This window comes from Microbulbifer mixtoriginis (SeqCode) (genome assembly GCF_052466765.1).
Genome location: NZ_CP174289.1, coordinates 724,065 through 738,833, shown reverse-complemented (window position 1 = coordinate 738,833; position 14,769 = coordinate 724,065). Strand labels below are relative to the sequence as shown.

Below are 14,769 nucleotides of genomic sequence, written 5' to 3'. Positions count from 1 at the left end.
AATGAGTTATGCGCCAGGTTGTACTGGACACCGAAACTACCGGCCTAGATCCCAAGAATGGCCACCGAATTATTGAGATAGGCTGTGTGGAGCTTGAAAACCGTAAGCTTACAGGGCGTCATTATCATCAATATATCAACCCTCAGCGACAGGTTGATGATGGAGCGATTGAAGTTCACGGTATCACCAACGAGTTCCTTGCGGATAAGCCCGTCTTTGCGCAGATCGCCGACGAATTTATGGCTTTCTGCGAGGGCGCTGAGCTCGTTATTCACAATGCCCCGTTTGATGTTGGCTTTATTAATGCCGAGCTAAAGTTGTTGGGCAGTCCACGCTGGCAGCATGTGAATGCTCATTGCAGTGTGTTGGATACTCTGGCCCTTGCGCGAGAAAAGCATCCTGGTCAAAAGAACAACCTGGATGCGTTGTGTAAACGTTATTTCGTCGACAATTCACAGCGAGATCTGCATGGCGCTCTGCTAGATGCGGAGATACTTGCCGACGTCTACCTGATGATGACTGGAGGCCAAACCGATTTGGGGTTGGCTCAGGGGGGCGATGGGCAAAGCTCTGAGGAGAGTGAGCAGGCAACGGGGGAGAGTGTATCATCGGTAATTCGCAGGCTTCCGCAGAATCGGCCCTCTCTCAGGGTAATCCAGGCTTCGGGACATGAGCAGGAAGCGCACCTGTCTATGCTTGAGCTGTTGCAGAAATCTGCTGGGAAGCACTTCTGGTAAGCAATAAAAAAGCCCGCTAAGCGGGCTTTTTTATTGTTGGTTACTCTTCTTGTCATTGGGCCATAGCTTTGAGGCTGCCGGCTAATACTGGGTATTTGCCGGCGAATTATTCTCTAGAGAGTGTAAACCACACAAAACAGAGCCACAGCACTGAGTACTAATGTATAGGGTAGTGCCATAATCACCATGCGGCCGTAGGACAGGCGGATGAGGGGCGCAAGGGCCGACGTCAGAAGAAATAGGAATGCCGCCTGGCCATTAGGTGTGGCAACACTCGGTAAGTTGGTGCCAGTATTGATGGCAATAGCTAGTTTGTCGAAGTGCTCCCGAGTTATATCGCCAGCAACGAGAGCCGATTTAACTTCATTGATATATACGGTGGCGACAAACACGTTATCACTGATCATGGATAGAATACCGTTGGCAACAAACAGTAAAGCCGGTTGTTGTTCAGGCTTTTGCGATAGTACGAAGTGAGTCACGGGTTCAAATAGATGTTGTTGATGAATGACTGCAACAATCGCGAAGAACACAACTAAAAGTGCAGTAAAAGGTAGCGCTTCTTCAAAGGCATGGCCGATACGAGCTTCTTGAACCACCCCATTAAAGGCCGTTAGCAATACAATAATCATCAGGCCAATCATGCCAACTTCTGCAACGTGGAAGGCCAGGGCGAATACTAGAACTAGTGCAACAAAACCCTGTATCCAGAGCTCAGCAACCTGGGCGCTGGTACGTTTGCTTTCTTCTTCCTTGGAGAAGTTTACTAAAACTTCCCTAACCGCTAGGGGAAGCTGTACGCCGTAACCGAATACCTTGGTTTTTTCCAAGACTACGCAAGTTATTAGTCCGGCAAAGAGGGTGGGGATGGTCACTGGAGCCATTTGTAGGAAAAACTGCACAAATTCCCATCCGGCTTTCTCGGCAATGAGGAGATTTTGCGGCTCACCCACTAAGGTACACACTCCGCCGAGTGCGGTGCCGACAGCGCCGTGCATGATCAGGCTGCGCAAGTAGGCCCGGAACTGATCTAAATCCTCACGGTGATACTCGACCACATGCTCATCGTTGGAGTGATCGTGACTGTGGTGGTGGTGGGGTTGTTGTGATGCAACCCGGTGGTACACCGAATAAAAGCCAACAGCAACGGCAATTAAAACAGCTGTTACGGTAAGTGCATCCAAAAAGGCAGAAAGCACGGCTGCCACTGCACAGAATAATAGTGACAATAAGCTTTTAGAATTTACATGAATAAGGATCTTGGTGAAGACAAATAGTAACAGGCTCTTCATAAAGTAGATGCCTGCCACCATAAACATTAGCAACAAGATAACTTCTATATTCTCTACTACCTCGTGGTAAACCGCATCAGTACTGGTCATGCCCATCAACACGGCTTCGATTGCAAGCAGTCCGCCTGGTTGCAATGGGTAGCATTTTAAAGCCATGGCCAGGGTAAAAATAAATTCCCCGATTAGCACCCAGCCGGTGATGAAGGGGCCGCTGACATAGAGTAGGAGAGGGTTTAAAAGTAGGAAGGCGGCGATGGTTAATTTGTACCAGTCCGGAGCCTCACCGAGAAAATTATCTGCAAAAGCCCGGCCAAAACCGCTTCCAGACGCGGTAATTGCATTGTTGTAGGTGTTCATCATTTACTTCCATGGTTTACCCAGTTAAGGGCCAAATTGGAGTGTTGGAATTGATTGGCGAATAGCAGTGATATGCCTACTCCCCTTTCTCTTCCCCTTGCGGCAAAGCTGTTAATTTTTGTACTGGTTGTTTTTTGTGCGCAAGAACAAAATGCGTACAGACGCAAATATCAAAATAGCAAACGCTACTGGGTTTTCCGCAAAATTCAAGTAATTTAGGACTGTCTGCCTTATTGCCGGGGGTTTTGTCGAATATTCGGTGGAATTTGTCTGCGGAAAGGTGGACTCTTTTCGCTATTGGTATAAATTGCCGTTTATTAGGCCTACTCCACAGGAGTTGGTTGTTTTTTGTTCGGTTACAGGAAGAATGTAGTGGTGCAGGCAAAAAGTGAATTGCGCAAGATCAACATCACTTCTGTCAATGTAGTCAAGGACGAGCTGGTTGTTGCAATAGACAATGCCGCCGCTCACCTGGATAAATTTGCAGCAGATACCACCCAGAAACAGTCTTTGGAGCAGTGTGTCGCTGTTCTTAGGCAAGTGAGTGGAGTGCTGCAAATGGTGCAACTCCATGCGGGTGAATTGCTAGCGCAGGAAAAGATCGCCGCTTTGACCGAGGTGCTGGAGGGGCGCCAACAGCCTACAGAAGAGCTGATGGAAGCCTTGGGTACGGGTTTTTATGTGCTGGGTCGTTATCTTGACTTCGTGCAAAACCGAGCGATTGCGCGCCCAGAGCTGTTAATACCTTTTATTAACAATTTACGTGCGGCGCGTTCCGAGCCTCCTGTGCCAGAGAGTCACTTTTTTAGCTGTAATCTAAGTGCTTCGATACCTGGCCTGGGGGCTTCGGCGGTAATGTCCGAAGACCTTCGCAGTTTTGTGCGCAGATTTCGTCATATGTACCAAGTTGGTTTATTGGCACTGTTGCGTGGAAAGCCTAGGGGGCCCGCTTTCACGATGATGGCGCGAGCACTAGAGCGTATTGCCAGTATTACCACAGGCCGCCCCAATGGGCGCCTATGGCTGGTGGCTGGAGCGGCACTTGGCGGCATGGCTGCGGCTGAAATGCGGATCAGCCGTTCGCGGGTGATGGTTTTCAGTATGTTTGACCGCTGGCTGCGTGCACTACAGAAAGAGTGTGATACGGCCCTGGATCAACCGGCTCCGCCAATTCTTTTAAAAGAATGTATCTATTGGCTGGCTCTTTCACGCCCTGATAAAAGTGGAGAGAAACTGCTTGATGCTTTTTCTGCGGAGGAACTCGAATACACTGAGGATGAACTGGAAAGAGAGCGCGCAAGCCTCGGTGGCCCTGGTGCAACGGCTATTGCTGCAGTTGCGGGTGCCCTTGATGAAGAATTGTCTAGTGTGCGGAGAATGCTCGATGACATCGAGATGATTGGGGTATCGGGTATTGATGAAGATGATGGCCTGACTACTACCCTGCAAAAGGTTGCCGGCACCTTACAAATGCTCAATTTCAGGCGGATTGGGGAGAGCCTGCGTAATGCCATAGCTGAATACCAGAGCGCAGCAGGTGCTGGTGGCTCCGTTGCGGATGCAGCGTTGCAAAAGCTCACAGGCCAAGTGCTAATGGTAGATAGTACTGTGCGGGCGCTAAAGCAAAGCACCAGTATTGATCTTGATGAGTACGGTCATGCGGATATTGCATTTGAGTGCAGCCAGTTGGCCGAGGCCGAGGTGGCAGTACTTAAAGAGGCGGAAGCGGGCCTTGCCCTCATCAAGCGAGCGTTGGCGGCCTATGCAGACTCTGGTTTTGATCACGGGCATATCCGCAATGTCTCCACCACTTTAAATTCCGTTCGAGGGGGGCTGATTGTGCTCAACCTCCGCCGTGCCGCAGCCGTGGTTGAAGGTTTGCTGAACTTTGTTGAAAGCTCAGTGGATAGGCATGATGCGGCCCCTGAAGTGGAGCAGCAGCTGGATATTTTTGCCGATGCGATTATTAGCCTGGAATACTATCTAGGCGAAGTAAAGCTACATCGCCAGGCAGATGTTCAATCTCTGAATCTTGCAGTGGAGAGCTTGGCAGCGCTAGGTTGTCCTGTTGAAACGGCCTAACTTGAGAAAGGAGTCACTTTTTGGTTGATCGCTTTGAGCCTGCCGCAAATGTTTGGGAGGCTCCCGAGTTCTCCCAGCAAATTATTGTAGCGGAGGGCCTGGTTCTCTGTAGTGGAGACCGGTTCATTCACGAGGTGGATCAATTGCCACCTACTACTGCTATCTCAAGCCACTATCTCGGTGAGCTGGGAGGTCGCAGTTGTGGTGTTAGAGTACTTTCAGCTCAGTTTGAGATTCATGGGCATGACTGGCGTAACCTGCGTAGTCTGCTTACTTCGACAGAGGAGTATCTATTTGCTTTAGCTGGCCGAGCTCTGCAGGTGGCTTATTGGGATCGAGATCACCGCTTTTGCGGCCGCTGCGGCACAGAAACCCATTACCATTCTCTAGACCGGGCCAGGACCTGCCCAAATTGTCAGTTGACGGTTTACCCAAGAATTTCTCCTTGCGTAATCATGTTGGTTACCCGTGGGGAGGAGTGCCTACTCGCTCGCCATGCCAATCGAAGAAATATCACCTATACCGCGCTGGCTGGATTTATTGAACCAGGTGAAAGTGCAGAGCAGGCTTTAAGGCGAGAAGTCCGAGAGGAAGTTGGACTTGAGGTGGGAAAACTCAGGTACGTCGGTAGCCAACCCTGGCCTTTTCCGGGGCAGTTGATGTTGGGATATCTGGCAGAGTGGCAGGGGGGGGAGCTATGCCCCGATCCAAATGAGATTGAGGAGGCTCAGTGGTTCCACTATCGTTCGCTGCCAGCTATTCCGCCAGTGCAAACTTTATCTGGACAGTTGATTCATACGTTTTCCAATTTATTGGCAGGCGGATTGAAGCTGTAGACCTTCCGTTTTTAAGGAATTGGCAGAGAGGAGTTAAGTATCATCATGTATATCGTGATCACCTTCCTAATAGCGGTAGTGGCTCTGTTCCTCGTCTTTTGGGGAGCGAGGGTACTATTGAGTGGCTCTTGGGTGATGGGTTTTTTGCGCGGCTCTGTAGGGCTGGTTTTCTTTGGTTTGGCCCTTTGGATCGTTTTGGTTGCTGCGGATGTATACAGTTATCGAAATCTAGGTAATGAGCATAGCGTTGGCGTTGTGTCATTTAAAAAGATCGCGGAGCAACAGTTTGAAGTGAAGTTTTCTGATGCCGATGGTATTTCGCAAAAATTTGAGCTGTATGGAGATCAGTGGCAATTGGATGCCCGTATGCTGAAGTGGCAAGGCCCATTGATACGCTGGGGTATCGAGCCAGCTTATCGCCTGGATCGCCTGAGCGGTCGTTATCTTACCTTGCAAGACGAAAGAGTACGCGAACGCTCTGTGCATCAAATTGATGGCACAAATTATGGGGTTGATATTTGGCAGTTTGTGCGAGGGTTTGATAAAAATCTTCCTTTCGTTGATGCCGTCTACGGGAGCGCAACCTTTTTGCCCATGGAGGATGGTGCAGTTTATGAGGTGCGTATCAGTCACAGCGGCTTGTTGGCGCGACCATTAAATCAGCAGGCGACCACTGCCTTGGATGGTTGGCAGTAGGGCGGCTAAATAATTTTTAATTTGCATGGCAGCAATCTGGAGTATAAGTGGAATTTTTAATTGAATACGGCCTGTTCTTGGCAAAAATAGTAACTGTTATCGTTGCTCTGATGGTGTTGATAGGTTTTATTTTTGCTAATCGAGAGCAGCTTAAAGAGAGGGTGCAGGGACACATCAGTGTTACTCGATTGAATGACCGCTACGAGCAGTTTAAAGAAACTCTGCTCGAAGCCGTTATGGAAAAACACGAGTTTAATCAGCGTAAAAAGCAGCTAGCAAAGGATAAGAAAGCTGAAGAAAAAGCCCTGGCTAAAAAGCATAAAGCAGCGGCCAAAGAGAAAACCTCCAAAGAAGGCAATCTAAGCGGTGAGACGAAAGAGCCACAAGCTGATGCCCGTGAGGCAGAGAAAATCTCGGATTCGACAGATGAGCGCAAGCGTATTTTTGTCACCCACTTTAATGGCGACATCAAAGCCAGTGAGCTTTCGCGTTTGCGGGAGGAAATTACTGCAATTCTTCAAGTTGCAGAGGCTGGTGATGAGGTACTGCTCTGTTTGGAAAGCCCCGGAGGAATGGTGGCCAACTATGGTCTGGCCGCAAGCCAGTTGGCACGTGTACGTAGTGCGGGCATTCAGCTCACTATTGCAGTGGATAAAGTGGCGGCAAGTGGCGGTTATATGATGGCCTGCGTGGCAGACAGAATTCTTGCTGCACCTTTCGCAATGTTGGGCTCTATCGGTGTTTTGGCGCAGCTACCTAACTTTAATCGCTTGCTAAAGCGTCACGATGTGGATTATGAGCTTTTCACTGCGGGTGAGTTCAAGCGCACAGTAACCATGTTCGGAGAAAATACTGAAGAGGGACGTGAGAAATTCCAGAGTGATCTGGAGGAAATACATGTACTTTTCCAGCACTTTATCAGTGAGTACCGCCCCAACTTGGATGTTGCCAAGGTTGCAACAGGGGAAGTTTGGTTTGGGCAAAAGGCTCTGACAATGGGCCTTGTGGATGAGTTGAAAACATCTGATGAGTACCTGACAGATTGTGCTAAACATGCTGACCTGTTTCAGGTGGAATACAAAGAGAAGAAAAATATCGCCAAGAAAATGGGGTTGGCTGCTGAGGCCGGGGTAGAGTCGGCCCTGACACGTCTATTCTCAAGATTGAGCGCATGGCGTCATCACGCCCAGTAAGAGATGTCGACAAGGGCAATTTATAGGGCAGTTTGTCATTAGGATAAAGCAGGCATGAATAGTTCTCAGGAAAGGGAGTTTCGGGCCATTAGGGTGGAAGAGGTGGCCGCAGGAAAATTTGATCAACTACTGGTGAAGCGACATCTCCGAGATTTGCCCAGTAACCCCTTGTTGCTTAGAGTTTCCTATTCCTCTCTGAACTACAAGGATGCTATGTCTGCATTTGGAAACCGCAGTATTACCAGAGAGTACCCGCACACTCCAGGTATTGATGCCGTAGGCTCAGTGCTCGAAGACCAAAGTGGTAAATTCACGCCAGGAACTGAACTCTTAGTCACAGGTTATGATTTAGGCATGAATACCCCCGGCGGCTTGGCGGAGGTTACTGCTATTCCCTCTGAGTGGGCTCTACCGCTTCCTGAGGGGCTCAGCGCCAGGGAATCTATGGCGCTTGGTACTGCTGGGTTAACCGCTGCCCTTTGTGTGGACCGGCTATTGGAGGCTGGAGCCATGCCAGAAGATGGTGAAGTATTGGTCAGCGGTGCTACTGGCGGAGTCGGGTCAATTGCGGTGGCGCTGCTGGCAAAGTTGGGCTTTCGAGTAGCTGCGGTGACCGGGAAACTTGAAGCGGCCGACTTTCTCGCTGAATTGGGTGCTTGGAAGGTACTTGACCGAGATACTCTAGCGCCATTTGCCAACAAGGCCATGGCTAAACCCTTATGGGCTTGGGCTGTAGATACAGTAGGCGGGGAAACCCTTTTTAATGTGGTTAAATCCCTAGCATACGGTGGTGGTGTAGCGGCATGTGGTATGGCTTCGGGCGCACAGTTTCATGCAAATGTATTCCCTTTTATTTTGCGAGGTATCAGTCTGCTGGGCGTTGATAGTGTAGAGCTGCCAGTAGAAAAGAAAGCCGCGGTTTGGCAAAAGCTAGCTGGCCCATGGTATATCGGCGATAAGCTAAAACTTATTGCGGAAGATATATCACTTGAACAGGCACCGGAATTTCTGGCACGGTTACACCGAGGCCATGGCATCGGCCGCTATGTCGTTAATATGGCACTTTAGATTTCTTGAGTATTTCAGGGTTTATTTGGAGAAAAAATTACAGCTGAACAGGCGAATGACAGTCATATGCCTCTTTATATAAGTAATGGTGTTTGTCTGTGCCTGTGCTTTTCAATAGCCTTATAGCCAGTAGCGTGATTTATAGCCTGTTTCTGTTGGAAGATGACAGTGTCTCAAGGTAACGAAAAGTCCCTGATTCCGGTGCAGAACAGCGCGTTAGTGCTCTCGGGTGGTGGCGCCCGTGCTGCTTATCAGGCCGGGGTTCTCAAAGCCCTAGCAGAAGTTGTGCCCGAAGATAACCCGCGCCCTTTTAAAATTATTTGCGGCACATCTGCTGGCGCTATGAATGCCATGATGCTGGCCGCTCACCCAGGTACATTTAAAGAAGCGATCGAGAGTATGTGCTCGGTGTGGATGAACCTGAGTGTGGAGCGGGTGTACCGCACTAGCTGGTTTAGCTTAATTAGTAATTTATTGTCTATTAGCCGTTCGCTGTTTAATCAGGGTGTTGGGAGAGAAAAACCTCTTGCACTTCTCGATAATTCCCCCTTGCGTCAGCTTTTACTGGATGTAATTAATTTCGATAATATCCAAAAAAATATCGACGCAGGCCATCTACACGCAACTTGCATTAATGCGCTTTCATATAGTGAGGGCGAGTCGGTGAGCTTTTATCAAGCTGCGGATGGTGTGAGAGGTTGGCAGCGCTTTCGCCGGTTTGGAGTTTCCACCCGCTTGACGGTGGATCACCTGCTCGCCTCATCTGCAATCCCCGCAATTTTTCCTGCAGTAAAAATCGACGATATTTACTACTGTGATGGTGCAATTCGTCAAATGGCTCCCATCAGCCCGGCCTTACACCTTGGAGCTAAGCGTGTCTTTATCGTAGGTGTTTCCGATAACCGCTCTCCAGTTCACTGGGGTAGTCGGCGTAGCAATAATCAGGTCCATTCTCCCTCAATGGCCCAGATTACTGCTCAGTGGTTCAATGCTGCTTTTATTGATAGCTTGGAAGGGGATTTGGAACATTTGGATAGGGTTAATACCTTACTGGATTCTGTGGAAGAAGATAAATTTGCCGATCTCTCTCCTCTTCGGCCAGTAGAATCCGTGGTTATTGAACCATCGCAGAGTCTCGCCAGATTGGGAGGGAGAAAATTAAAGTATCTACCGCCGGCGTTGCGTTGGTTATTTCGCTCCACAGGTGCGACGCGGTCTGGAGGCGGAGTCTCCGCGGCAAGTTACTTGCTTTTTGAGCGGCCCTATATTGAGGAGTTGATTGAGCTTGGCTACCAGGATGCAATGTGGGAGAAAGATAAATTGCGCTATTTCTTGAGGCCTCAGCCCAAACTTGAGGTGGAGCGAAGAGGTCTCTTTGGTTCACGTAAAAAGAGTATCGAGGATCAGCTTGGACAGGGAGATGTTTCGTCGTAATTTGGACTGCCTGCTAACGATTTGAATTAAGTGTGATTTCTATCTAGGATATCTCGCTCGAACACAGTGTTTCTTGGTTTTCTAATTTTATTCCCTTTGCTTCAGTGGTTGAGTGCATCAGACCAGCCAAATGTCTGCAGAAGCTTCATGAACTTTCCTCGTGGTTCGGCCTGTAATACTAATAATTTTTGACTAGCTGGGTGCTGTAATTCTAATTTTACGGCATGTAGTAGCAGTCTCCCACAATTAAACTGCTGAGAAAAAAAATGGTTGTGGGAAGATTTTCCATATTTGGGGCAACCAATTAAGGGGTGGTGAATATGCTTGAAGTGTCTGCGGATTTGATGTCGGCGACCAGTTTTCAGCTGAATTTCTACCAGTGAATATCGGCTGGTGGGATAGCGATCCACCTCATAAGGTAGTTCTATGGTGGCGAGCCGCTGAAAGAGGGTGATGGCCTCCTGGCGGGGAAGCTCTGACTTGGAGCGTTTCCTCTGGTGTTTAAAGTCTGCTACCGGTGGGAGTGGGTAATCAATGGTCTCCTGTTCGGGGCAATAACCGCGGCAAACAGCAAGATATTTCTTTAGGGAGCCCTTACCTTCCAGTTGATGTTGGAGCTGAGCGGCGACCGCACTGCTTTTTCCAAAAATAATAACTCCAGATGTAGGCTTATCTAGTCTGTGAACTGGGTATAAATGATAACCACTTAGATTGCGGAGGTGCTGCAGGAGGATACGTGTCTCGTGACGGTCTATCTCGGAACGGTGAACGAGCCAGCCTTCAGGCTTATAAGCGGCAAGCAGGTGTTCGTCCTCATAGATAATCTCTGGTTCACAACTCATGGTTTGATCTGATACAGGCTCATATGTCGGCTGCTTAGTGTATTGCCGAAACGTGGTGATTGCATATAAAAAATGCCTCAGTTAATTGGTTATTAATACCTGATAGTAACTTGTTGAGAAAAAATACTAAAAAGTAGTTTAAATTTAGGTTGACTTATTACGGCTAGGCAATAAAATTTGTCACATAGTTTGTTGCCGGCATGAGTTGCTTAAAGCTGGCATTTTTTATTAGTTATTTCTTGATTGACGTGGAACGCAGCCACGAAGGAGCCATGAAATGCGAAATGTGGATATTAACAACCTGTTTTTTTGATCGCTTTTCATGTGCATCTGCTTGAAAAGTGATTGAGCTTTTCAAGCCAGAATTCTCTAGAGCCCTGGCATTTGCCGGGGCTTTTTTGTTTGGGCTTTGGAGAGCTTTTAATGATTTATTGGATCAATCCAAGGACTCTATATGCCTGTAAAAATTGTGCTAAATAAAAATGTACAGCAAGGTAGTGTGCCGGTAAAAATATATACCGATGAAATCGAGCCGCAGGCCTTGCAGCAGCTAAAAAATATTGCTCAGTTACCAATCGTACACTCCCATGTTGCGGCAATGCCGGATGTACATTTAGGAAAAGGGGCAACCGTTGGTTCTGTGATCCCAACAGTAGATGCGGTAATCCCATCAGCGGTAGGGGTGGATATTGGCTGCGGAATGAATGCAGTGCGAACTTCGTTACATGCCCATCAGTTGCCTGACAACCTGAAAGCATTGCGGGAGGCCATTGAGGTGAAAGTACCCATTGGACAGGGTCGTCACAAGATGATCAGTGCCAGGGAATCTGCCTGCAAACTTTTAGCTCCCGGTGTGGATAGGTTGTTTGGAAAACATCCTGGGCTACTAAAAAGGCTGCATCAGCCACAGAAAACTTGGGTTACCCAGATGGGGACCCTGGGTGGCGGCAATCATTTTATTGAAATTTGTCTGGATGAAAATAATGCGGTTTGGGTGATGCTGCACTCAGGCAGTCGAGGTGTTGGCAATGCTATTGGACAGCACTTTATCCAGTTGGCTCGAAAGGATATGGCAGGACATATACGTAATCTGCCAGATAAAGATTTGGCTTACTTTTCCGAAGGTAACCACCATCTTGATGATTACATCGAGGCGGTAAGCTGGGCCCAGGAGTACGCTAGAGTTAATCGGGAAGAAATGATGAAGTTGGTTTTGAATTGTCTCAAAAATCATCTGCCAAAATTTACGCTCACCAGTGAGGCAATCAATTGTCATCACAATTATGTAGTGCGCGAACGCCATTTTGAGAAGGATGTTTTTATTACCCGTAAAGGGGCGATCAGTGCGAAAAAAGATCAGCTGGGAATTATTCCAGGCTCAATGGGAGCCAAGTCCTATATTGTGCGTGGACGTGGTATTGCCGAATCATTCCACTCATGCGCTCATGGAGCTGGCCGCAAAATGAGTCGTAGCGCAGCGCGCCAGAGGTTTACCAGGCAGGATCTTGAAGAGCAGACTAGGGGTGTTCAATGCCGTAAAGATAAGGGAGTGATTGATGAAATTCCGGCGGCCTATAAAGATATAGACCGAGTTATGGATAATCAGTCAGACCTTGTCGAAGTGGAGCATACCCTGCGTCAGGTAATATGTATTAAGGGGTAGACTTCTAGTTTGTAGCAGTTTTGAAAAGGAGTTATTTGATGTGGCATAAGCCGGTTACTTGGCTGAGACTAGCAGGAAAATACCTTGGCTGTTGGCACTTGGCTGCCAAAATTTTCGATAAAGGAGAATGTATATGAAAAAAAATCCACCTAAGGGGAGTGGGAAAATTCGCAATTATATCGCGCGTAATCCACTTATGGGGAAGGGTGGTGCGCACGTTAAAGCAAAGTCAGGAAAACGTTTTTTAAATAAACAAAAAATGAGGGAGGAGGTGCGGGAGTGGAGGGGCTCCCGCGATACTTACTCTCTTGTAGTTGCAGTTCGTTTTATTTTGCCACTGACTCTTGCCGGTTTTTAGGTTCTGCCTTCTTCAGGCCATCCGGGGAGCGCTTCCAGATACACCCACTTTTTTTTGTAGAGTTTGAACAGGGATACTTCATGAATTACATGTTCCTGCTCATTTTCTGAATACCACGCCTTAAACTCTACCACCGATCTCTTCAGGCCAGCTTTGCTTTTAATAACCTCCAGTCTCGTCCACTGGGTCTCCAGGTCCTCCTGGCGAAGATCTGGACAGGTGTCTGGATGCCAAGTTTTGCGCAGATAGGCCAGGTTTCCCATCGCATAAGCGCAATAACGGCTGCGCATCAGGTTCTCTGCAGTATTGGGATAGGCTTGCCCAGAGAGGAAGAGGTTGCAACAGCTCTGAAATTTCTTACCTGAGCCGCAGGGGCAGGCATGATCCGTCATAAGTAACTCCGTTAAAGGGGGGGCGCTCACTTTCACTGGTTCGGTCAGCGCGTTTCGTAAACACTTTTTAACCTTGCTTGACGGTGACAGAGGTTAGCATAGCTTGATCTTTTGCTGGGGAGCGTTAAGATACCGACCAGCCGGTTGGTTTGTTGGGTAATCCCGGGAGGTCATGTGTCTAGAGTCGATAAATCTGCCATTGTCCGTGCTGCCGAAGAGGTGGTGCGAGAGAAGGGGGCACGCAAGCTCACTCTTGATGCAGTGGCTACCCAGTGCGGGTTAAGTAAGGGTGGTTTAATTCATCACTTCAGAACCAAACAGTCTCTTCTCAAAGCGATGTTGGAGGCAGCGATTGCTAGGGAAGATGCCAGTGCTGAAGCTTGCACCAAAGCTGGCGGTGACTTGTTGACCTCTCGGCTGAGTTCCATTTTTGAACTAATGGAAGATGATGAAGGCTTGCCCCGTTCATTGATTGCAGCAGTAGCCGAAGATCCGGCGCTCCTGGAACCAGTTAAGGTTAAGGAGGCTGAATTGCGCAGTGAAATCTCCCAAACCTACAAAGACCCCGAGTTTGCACAGCTGTTGATTCTCGCAGCCCAAGGTATGTTCTTTGGGCGTGTGTTGGGTGTGGTGGAGCCAGAAGACCCGATGCTCACCCGTTTACGCGAACGTTTGTTGATGCTTTCTGCAGATCTCACCTGATTTTTTTCTTAAACACGCTTTTTGGATGACGAATATGAAATTGTCGGTAAGTTCTCGTGCCCCACTAGCCCTGCTTATGGCAGCGGTGGTCATTCTTGCGGGTTGCTCCGGCTCGGAGAAAGAAGAGCAACGTGCTGAGCGGTTGTGGCCGGTGAAAGTGGCCACTGTTCAGAGCACCAATAAAGTGGCAGATCGCCAATTTGCAGGCAGGGTAAAAGCTGTGCAGAGCGTGGACCTTTCTTTTCAGGTTGGCGGTAAGCTCGATAAGCTAAATCTTCGAGAGGGCGAAATCATTCCTAAAGGCACTTTGATTGCCGAGCTTGACGATCGCGATTACCGGCGCCGGGTAAAGGAAGCCCGGGTAAATGTAGAGCTTCTGGAGAAAACATTGAATCGACAGCGCTCACTGGCAAGTTCGAAAGTGATTTCCCAGCAGCAGCTCGATGAAACCGAGAGTAACTTTGACCTTGCCAAAGTAACCCTGGAAAGAGCGGAACAGGATTTAGCTTATACCAAGCTGACGGTTCCCTTTGATGCGTTGGCAACACGGCAGCTTGTCGAGAATTACACTAACGTTCAGCCAGGCCAGCCCATTGTGCGCTTACAGAATATTTCTGAGGTGCGTATACAAATTTCTGTACCGGAAAAAATGTTGGCTACTGTCAACGAAGAGCAAATAAGCTCAGTGTTAGCGGAGTTTGAGTTTCTTCCGGGTGAGCAGTTTGCTTTGCAATACCGTGAACACCAAGCGGAAGCCGACAGTGTAACCCAGACCTACGCGGTGGAGCTGGGGATGCCGCGACCGCAGAATGTTCAGATCCTTCCTGGTATGACTGCCCGAGTGACGGTCAAAATGAAAGAGGGCAGCGGAGATTTTTGGATTCCTCTGGCGGCGGTGCAGAGTAATAGTGAGGGGAAACCCTATGTCTGGCAAATTAATGAAGATCAATCGGTTTCCAAGGTTCAGGTGGCTCTTGGTCGTACCAATGGTGAAGCCGTACAGATCACTAAGGGCTTGTCAGCAGCGATGAAGTTGGTAGCTGCGGGTGGTCAGCATCTCTATGACGGTGCAAAAGTTCGCAATTATGTACAGCACTAATTTTTTGCTTGAGAGCTC

Annotated in this window: 14 protein-coding genes; 11 read left to right on the top strand and 3 right to left on the bottom strand. The window is 48.6% G+C overall.

The genetic code is table 11. The features are described 5' to 3' along the window. The first annotated feature begins 8 nt into the window (after positions 1-8). Entirely contained in the window at positions 9-737 is a 729-nt protein-coding gene (gene dnaQ, locus ACJJIV_RS03120; RefSeq protein ID WP_444890721.1) for a DNA polymerase III subunit epsilon, read from the top strand. 113 nt (positions 738-850) lie between these two features. Here the strand turns inward: dnaQ and nhaB are convergent, their stop codons facing one another. After that, entirely contained in the window at positions 851-2,386 is a 1,536-nt protein-coding gene (nhaB, locus tag ACJJIV_RS03115) for a sodium/proton antiporter NhaB (protein ID WP_444890720.1), read from the bottom strand. 372 nt (positions 2,387-2,758) lie between these two features. On the opposite strand from nhaB, the gene ACJJIV_RS03110 reads away from it, so the two are divergent. The 6 genes from ACJJIV_RS03110 (at position 2,759) to ACJJIV_RS03085 (ending at position 9,695) form a co-directional block, all read left to right on the top strand. Beyond that, entirely contained in the window at positions 2,759-4,468 is a 1,710-nt protein-coding gene (locus tag ACJJIV_RS03110; protein ID WP_444890719.1) for a FimL-related protein, read from the top strand. A 20-nt stretch (positions 4,469-4,488) separates the two neighbouring features. Next, entirely contained in the window at positions 4,489-5,304 is an 816-nt protein-coding gene (nudC, locus tag ACJJIV_RS03105) for an NAD(+) diphosphatase (RefSeq protein ID WP_444885409.1), read from the top strand. 45 nt (positions 5,305-5,349) lie between these two features. Next, positions 5,350-6,000, top strand: a complete 651-nt coding sequence (locus tag ACJJIV_RS03100) for a cation/multidrug efflux pump (protein ID WP_444888614.1) — start codon at positions 5,350-5,352, stop codon at positions 5,998-6,000. Between the two features lie 47 nt (positions 6,001-6,047). Further along, positions 6,048-7,193: a protease SohB gene (gene sohB / locus ACJJIV_RS03095; RefSeq protein WP_444890718.1), complete on the top strand. Its 1,146-nt coding sequence runs from the start codon at positions 6,048-6,050 to the stop codon at positions 7,191-7,193. Positions 7,194-7,247: 54 nt separating this feature from the next. Further along, entirely contained in the window at positions 7,248-8,261 is a 1,014-nt protein-coding gene (locus ACJJIV_RS03090; RefSeq protein ID WP_444890717.1) for a YhdH/YhfP family quinone oxidoreductase, read from the top strand. Positions 8,262-8,429: 168 nt separating this feature from the next. Then, positions 8,430-9,695 carry a patatin-like phospholipase family protein gene (locus ACJJIV_RS03085; RefSeq protein WP_444888615.1) on the top strand — a complete coding sequence of 422 codons (1,266 nt, stop codon included), beginning with the start codon at positions 8,430-8,432 and terminating at the stop codon, positions 9,693-9,695. A gap of 101 nt (positions 9,696-9,796) precedes the next feature. Here ACJJIV_RS03085 and ACJJIV_RS03080 read toward each other — a convergent pair whose 3' ends face one another. After that, a complete protein-coding gene (locus ACJJIV_RS03080) occupies positions 9,797-10,537 on the bottom strand; it encodes a pseudouridine synthase (RefSeq protein ID WP_444890716.1) in 741 nt (246 codons plus the stop codon). Between the two features lie 454 nt (positions 10,538-10,991). On the opposite strand from ACJJIV_RS03080, the gene ACJJIV_RS03075 reads away from it, so the two are divergent. Next, positions 10,992-12,200: an RtcB family protein gene (locus ACJJIV_RS03075; protein WP_444890715.1), complete on the top strand. Its 1,209-nt coding sequence runs from the start codon at positions 10,992-10,994 to the stop codon at positions 12,198-12,200. Positions 12,201-12,333: 133 nt separating this feature from the next. Then, on the top strand, positions 12,334-12,558 hold the full coding sequence (locus ACJJIV_RS03070) for a hypothetical protein (protein ID WP_444890714.1): 225 nt from the start codon (positions 12,334-12,336) through the stop codon (positions 12,556-12,558). On the opposite strand, the gene ACJJIV_RS03065 is transcribed toward ACJJIV_RS03070, so the two are convergent. Beyond that, on the bottom strand, positions 12,555-12,950 hold the full coding sequence (locus ACJJIV_RS03065; RefSeq protein WP_444888619.1) for a YchJ family protein: 396 nt from the start codon (positions 12,948-12,950) through the stop codon (positions 12,555-12,557). The genes ACJJIV_RS03070 and ACJJIV_RS03065 overlap by 4 nt on opposite strands. A gap of 174 nt (positions 12,951-13,124) precedes the next feature. Here ACJJIV_RS03065 and ACJJIV_RS03060 point away from each other — a divergent pair, with 174 nt between their 5' ends. Then, on the top strand, positions 13,125-13,652 hold the full coding sequence (locus ACJJIV_RS03060; protein ID WP_252085399.1) for a TetR/AcrR family transcriptional regulator: 528 nt from the start codon (positions 13,125-13,127) through the stop codon (positions 13,650-13,652). A gap of 34 nt (positions 13,653-13,686) precedes the next feature. Further along, positions 13,687-14,751: an efflux RND transporter periplasmic adaptor subunit gene (locus ACJJIV_RS03055; protein ID WP_252085400.1), complete on the top strand. Its 1,065-nt coding sequence runs from the start codon at positions 13,687-13,689 to the stop codon at positions 14,749-14,751. Positions 14,752-14,769: the final 18 nt, after the last annotated feature.